General features: G+C 56.6%; 4 protein-coding genes. 3 read left to right on the top strand and 1 reads right to left on the bottom strand.

Annotated elements, in window-relative coordinates; translation table 11 throughout:
• The 3 genes from ABX749_RS18480 to ABX749_RS18470 form a co-directional block, all read left to right on the top strand.
• On the top strand, positions 1 to 1,206 hold a 1,206-nt coding region (locus ABX749_RS18480; protein ID WP_372897263.1), incomplete at its 5' end, for an ATP-binding protein.
• A 26-nt stretch (positions 1,207 to 1,232) separates the two neighbouring features.
• The gene (locus tag ABX749_RS18475; RefSeq protein ID WP_372897262.1) at positions 1,233 to 2,384 is read left to right on the top strand and encodes a nitrogen regulation protein NR(II); all 1,152 of its coding nucleotides are present in this window, start codon (positions 1,233 to 1,235) and stop codon (positions 2,382 to 2,384) included.
• Complete coding sequence (locus ABX749_RS18470; RefSeq protein WP_372897261.1) at positions 2,377 to 3,111, top strand: response regulator; 735 nt, start codon at positions 2,377 to 2,379, stop codon at positions 3,109 to 3,111. Before ABX749_RS18475 ends, ABX749_RS18470 begins: the two co-directional genes overlap by 8 nt.
• An 82-nt stretch (positions 3,112 to 3,193) precedes the next feature.
• Here ABX749_RS18470 and ABX749_RS18465 read toward each other — a convergent pair.
• A partial coding sequence (locus ABX749_RS18465) for a dockerin type I domain-containing protein (RefSeq protein ID WP_372897260.1) occupies positions 3,194 to 6,025 on the bottom strand: 2,832 nt, incomplete at its 5' end.

Genomic DNA, 6,025 nt, shown 5'->3' with positions numbered 1-6,025 from the left:
TTTGCCGACATGCAAAGCACGATCACGGCGTTCCGGTTGGGCGTGACCGACTATGTCATCAAGCCGATCATTCCGGACGACTTGCGCAGGACGGTGCGTCGGATCGCGGACAAAAAGCGGCTCGAGGCGGAATTGGCCAAAGAGCATGCGTTCGCCGAACTGGTTCTCGACACGGCCGAAGCGATCGTGCTGGTCTTGGACCTGGAGGGGACGGTGATTCAATTGAATCCGTACTTGGAACAACTCACCGGTTGGACTCCGGGCGACCTGAAGGGAAAGAATTGGTTCGACGTCTGCATCACCGAAGACGATCGGGAACGCGTCCAAGAGGTCTTCATTCGCACCGCCCATGACGTGCACACGCGTGGCGTCGTCAATTCCGTCGTCGGCAAAGACGGTCGCCTGTACCAGGTGCGATGGTCCAACACGACGCTCAAAAACCACAACGGCGAAGTCACGTCCGTACTGGCCGTCGGCGTCGACATCAGCGACCTGACGGCGGCACAAACCCGGGCGTTGCAGTCCGAAAGGCTCGCCGCGATCGGGCAGACGATGACCGCCCTGGCCCACGAGAGCCGCAATGCCCTGCAACGTATCCAAGCCGCCAGCGAATTGCTGGGGCTGGAGATCGCCGGGAATGAACATGCCCTCCACGACCTGAAGAAAATCCAACGAGCCACCGACGACCTCAAGTGCTTGCTGGAGGAGGTTCGGTCGTTTGCCGCCCCCATCCAGATGCGTCCCACGACGGTCGGGCTGCCCGAGATCTGGCGGCGGGTCTGGGACGATCTCGCCGTCTCCCACGCCCAGCGTGACGTCCAGCTGATCGAAAATTTCGAGTCGTGCAACATCAAGGTCGATGTCGACACGCTACGAATGGAGCAGGTCTTTCGAAACTTGTTCGAAAATGCGCTGGCGGCTTGTCACGATCCGGTCCGCATCGAATTGAATTGCGTTTGCGATCGTGATCACGTCAAACTCACCGTCCTGGATAATGGCCCGGGAATGTCCGAGGAACAATTGGAAAAACTCTTTGAACCCTTCTTCACCACCAAGCAAAGCGGTACCGGGCTCGGACTATCGATCTGCCAGAGAATCATTGAAGCACATCGCGGCTCCATCGCGGCTCGAACCCATCCCAACGGCGCCGCCTTTGAAATCAGACTCCCCCGCCAAAAATCCTGCGACGTCGAAATCTACCCCTAGCCGGCCGACGCAGCGGAGCAAGCGGAATGCATAATCAAGACCAAGCGGTGCTGCTGGCGATCCTGGAAGCCGCCGTGGACGCCATCATCGTCATCGACAGCAGGGGCGCCATCCAGACAGCCAACCCGGCCACGACCCAGTTGTTCGGCTTTGAAAAAAGCGAGATGCTCGGAAAAAACGTCAACATGCTGATGCCCAGCCCGTTTCGGGAACAGCACGACGGTTATCTGGCCAACTACCTCAAGACGGGCGAAGCGAAGATCATCGGGATCGGTCGTGAGGTGATCGGAAAACGAAAAGACGGCTCCACGTTCCCGATGCACTTGGCCGTCAGCCGGATGGCCGTCGGCGATCAAATCTTGTTCGCCGGAATCGTTCGTGATATCACCGACATCAAAAATGCACAGCGACAACTGGCTCTGGCCAACGAAAAACTTGAACATCGCGTGCAGGAGCGAACCGCTGAATTACGTGCCGCACAAGCCGATCTGCTGAAATCCGAGCGGATGGCCACACTCGGTCAAGTCTCCGGCGGCATCGCCCACGAAATCCGAAACCCACTCAATGCTGTCCGGACATCGGTATACTATCTGAGAAACGTTCAAAACCCTTCGCCGGAAAAGGTGCATGAACACTTGGAGAGGATTGATCGGCAGGTCACCATGATTGACAATGTGATCACCGCGCTTTCGGATATCGCTCGGATGCCCGAACCGGCCGTGATTGCCTGCGACGTGAAAGAAATGCTCCGCAAAATTGTGTCCTCCGTTTCGATGCCGGCGAACATTCAAATCGAGACGGATTTGCCAGACAGTGGATTTCAAGCTGCCATCGATCCGAATCAGGTTTCCATCGTTTTTCGTAACCTGATCCGCAACGCCCGCGACGCGATGCCCGATGGAGGCATTCTCTCCATCGCCGGACAGATCGCTCCCGATGAATTGGTCGTTCAGGTTTCCGACACCGGCATCGGGATCAAACCCGACGACTTGGCTCGCGTGGTCGAACCACTTTTTTCCACCAAAGCTCGCGGGATGGGCCTCGGGTTGGCCATCTCTGTCGCGATCTTAAAAAAGAACCAGGGGCGACTGGAAGTGGAAAGCCAAATCGGAAAAGGGACGACGTTTTCGGTGCACCTGAAACCGTTCTCGGGGGAGGAGCCAGGCCACGATGAATGAGAGCGGATCCAGAGTCTTGATCGTCGACGACGATGCGGACATTCGAACGAACTTTGCCGATATCCTCAGCGACCTCGGCTACCAAACCACGACGGCCGAAGACGCCACCGCGGCGCTGCGTTGCGTTCGCGACAGTCGCTTTGACGTCGTCCTGTTGGACTACCAAATGCCCGGCATGGACGGTGCATCGCTGTATCGGGAAATCAAGAAACTGCAGCCCTCGGTGGCCGCCATCATGATCACCGCCTGGGCCGGCAGCGACGGTGCCCAGCAAGCGAAAAACGCAGGGACGTGGGACGTGCTACGAAAACCCGTCGACATTCACGACCTGCTGGAAAAACTCGCCCGCGCCGCCAGCGCCCCGATCGTGCTGGTCGTCGACGATGACGAAGACTTCTGCCAGTCGCTTTGGCAAGTGCTGAACCTGCGGCATTTTCGCGTGGCGTTGGCGCACAGCGAAGCCGAAGGGATCTCGCAGGCCAGTGACTCGCAATGCCAAGTTGCGATCGTCGATTTGAAACTCGGCAGCGGTGATGGGCGGAATGTCATCCGTCGGATCCATCAAGCGGTCCCGAAGGCCCGCACGATCATCGTCAGCGGAGACCGGGACATCGCCGCGGACGCCTACGACGAACTCGGTGACCAAGTCGTCAACGCCGTCTGCCAAAAACCCATCGACATCGATCAACTGCTCAACATGATCGAAACCGACAGCGGCCGAAACTAGCGGACGCATTTCGATCCGCAAGTCAAATTCTGCTGCCCGTTAGACCGGCCATCCGCTGGACCGGCCTTGCATTCAATAGCGATCAGGGGGATGACGAGAGGCTGTAGTAGGATAACGAGTGTTCCAATTCTGTCTGCTCCCGCCCCAATTCACCAAACAAATCATCTTTGCTTTCTGCATCCCGCTCACTGCCGGTATTCAACTGGCCGTTGAATCGCAAACTGTCGACCAATTCATCAGAAACCTCATCGAGGGCATGATTTAGATACAGGTTGCTCTCATCCGCGACGCTGCGCTGATCGACCGGTGCCGGCTCGCTCGCCGGGAGGACAACCGGAACGGTGGGCGCGTGCCGAGTCTGAGTCGCCTCCGCGTGTTCAGCGCTGCCAAGATAATTGACGATCATCAGCGCGTCGATTGCGCTGATCTTTCCGTCGCGGTTGAGATCCATCAAATGGTGACCGACGCTTTGGATGACTTCGCCTTCCCTGTTGACCAAACTCATCGCGTTGATGATGCGAAGTGCGTCCATCGCAGTGACCTTTCCATCCCCCGAAACGTCATACCGACTGGATCCAGCGACGTCCTCGGTGACGACTGGGAGCGGATCCGCGATGCCTTCTGGGTCTGTGTTCTCATTGGCCAAAGCAAACATGGCGTCGGAGGCTTCGCTACCCGAGATAACGTCGGTTGCATCGTCAAACTGATAGACCTTGTCCGTTTTTTTGTCGACAATCCAAATGGTGGATCCGCCATTGGGATCCACGGTGATGCCCCGTGGTTCTTCGAGTGCCTCATCGGCAATTTCCCAACTGCCGACGAGTGTTTCCGTGGCGACGGAGTACTTGAAGACTTTTTCCGTCCCGCCGTCGTCGTCGACGACCCACAACGAAGCCCCGTCGGTCGTGAGTCCTTTCGGGTGGTCGTTTTTAGAGTCGATGTTGTCATCTAGATTTAACGAAAAACTAGACGTCGGATTCAGATCACCGGAGACATGTGTCTTGCCGGTGGCGTAATAAAAGATCGCCTTTTCCTTTTTGTCAACAATCCACAGCCCCGTGTCGCTGGGATCGGGATGAACCGCGATCCCCTCGGCTTCGTCACCAATCCCATTTGCTTTCCACGAACGAGCCAACGATCCATCGGAATTGTAGACGTACACATACTTGTCTTTGTCAATGACCCATTTCAGATTGCCGTTCTGGTCGGCACTGATACCGCGTGGATCGGAATTCCCATCGGCAAGAGGCGCGTCTCCGATGGAAATGCCACCGTCAGTGTAGCTGTACGTCGCATCGTCACTCTTATCGACGACAAAGAACTTGAGTGTTTCGACATAGTGATGGGCGAGATCGCTGGCGGTCAACTCCGCTTCGCCGGTTAGGTCGTCCACCGAGTTGGCGGTTACCGTCCCAAGGTTCATCTGCTGGCCCGGTGAAGAGGCGATGATCGAAGCACTGTAGATCCAGACCTCACCGGGGTCCAGGACGTTGTTGTTGTTGACATCTCCCTCCTCCAAGATGGGCAACAGGCCTTGATCGTCGGTGACCTCCACATTGGTCAAGCCCACGTTCCCAACGTTGGCAACCTCGTAGTAGAAGACGACTTCGTCACCGACGACAACGGAAGGTCCGGTCGGCGAGTCAGCAGGATCTCCAAGCCCGGTCGACTGGGATGCAGATCCACTCTCTCCTTCGTAGCCGACCAAGATGATGCTGCCGACGGTGTCCCCGAGCTGAATCGGTTGTGAACAAGACGTGTGATATTCCAGAATCTGGAGCGGAGCGTCGCCCGCTTGGAATGCTGCGAAATCATCAAAGATCTCGAAGACGGTATTCGAACCAAAGCTTCCACCTACATCAAAGACGGCTCCCTCCGCCACGGTCCCTTCAAAGAGATCGCCACCGCCGACCACGATATAAGACTCTCCGTCGTCATCGGGAGTGCCTGTCGCGGTCGCTTTGCTACTGTCTTGGCCGGTCAGCACCACCGTCCCTGGCGTGTATTCGAACGAGAGTGTGACGACCTTACCATTGACGTCACATTGATCTTCGCTCGACGGCGGCGTCGGAACAGAAACATACTTTTCGAACACGAGTGGGTTGACGATGTGATTGCTCATATCGGAATCCATCACCATCGTTCCCGCGGCGTCTTCGGCGGTGACCTTGGCCGTATTTTTGTGCTGGCCCGGTTCGGTCACGATTTCCATCGCCTGGTAATACCAGGTTTCATTCGGATCCAACCATCCGTCGTTATTGACATCGCCGAAGTTAAATCCATTGGCCTTTTCAACCGGAACAGGCGCGAAATCGTCGCTGCCCAAACCTGGGATTTGGTCGTTCGTTTCGTTGTCATCAAAAATACTGACGATGCTCAGCGGAACATTTCCCGGGTTGCTGACGACGTACGTCCATGTGGCTTTGTCTCCCAATTGGGCCACCGGTCCGGTCGGCAAATCAGCATTCAAGCCAATGTTGTTCGGATCGAACGGCGCGTCGGTGGTAAGCATGATTCCGCCGAATTCAAACACCGGTGGATCCATTGCGGGAGGCAGCGTCGCTGAACCGTCTTCACCGTCGTAGCCCACCAAGATCACGCTGCCGACGACGTCGCCCAATTGGATCGTCTGCGAACACGACGTGTGGTACTCCAGTGTTTGCAGCGGTGACGCATTGGCCTGGAACGCGGCAAAACTGTCGTAGATTTCAAAGACGGTATTGGACCCAAAATCACCACTGACCGTAAACGTCGCACCTTCAACAACGGTGCCTTCAAAGAGGTCACCATCACCGACGACAATGTATGACTCGCCGTCGTCGTCGATCATCCCGGTCGCTGTCGCCTTGCCACTGTCTTGGCCTGTCACAACCGTCGTGCCAGGGATGTAATCAAACGTCAAGGAAACAACTTT

The organism is Stieleria sp., from assembly GCF_041595215.1.
Taxonomy (GTDB): Bacteria; Planctomycetota; Planctomycetia; order Pirellulales; family Pirellulaceae; genus Stieleria; species Stieleria magnilauensis.
This window is presented reverse-complemented; position numbering and strand designations above follow the sequence as displayed.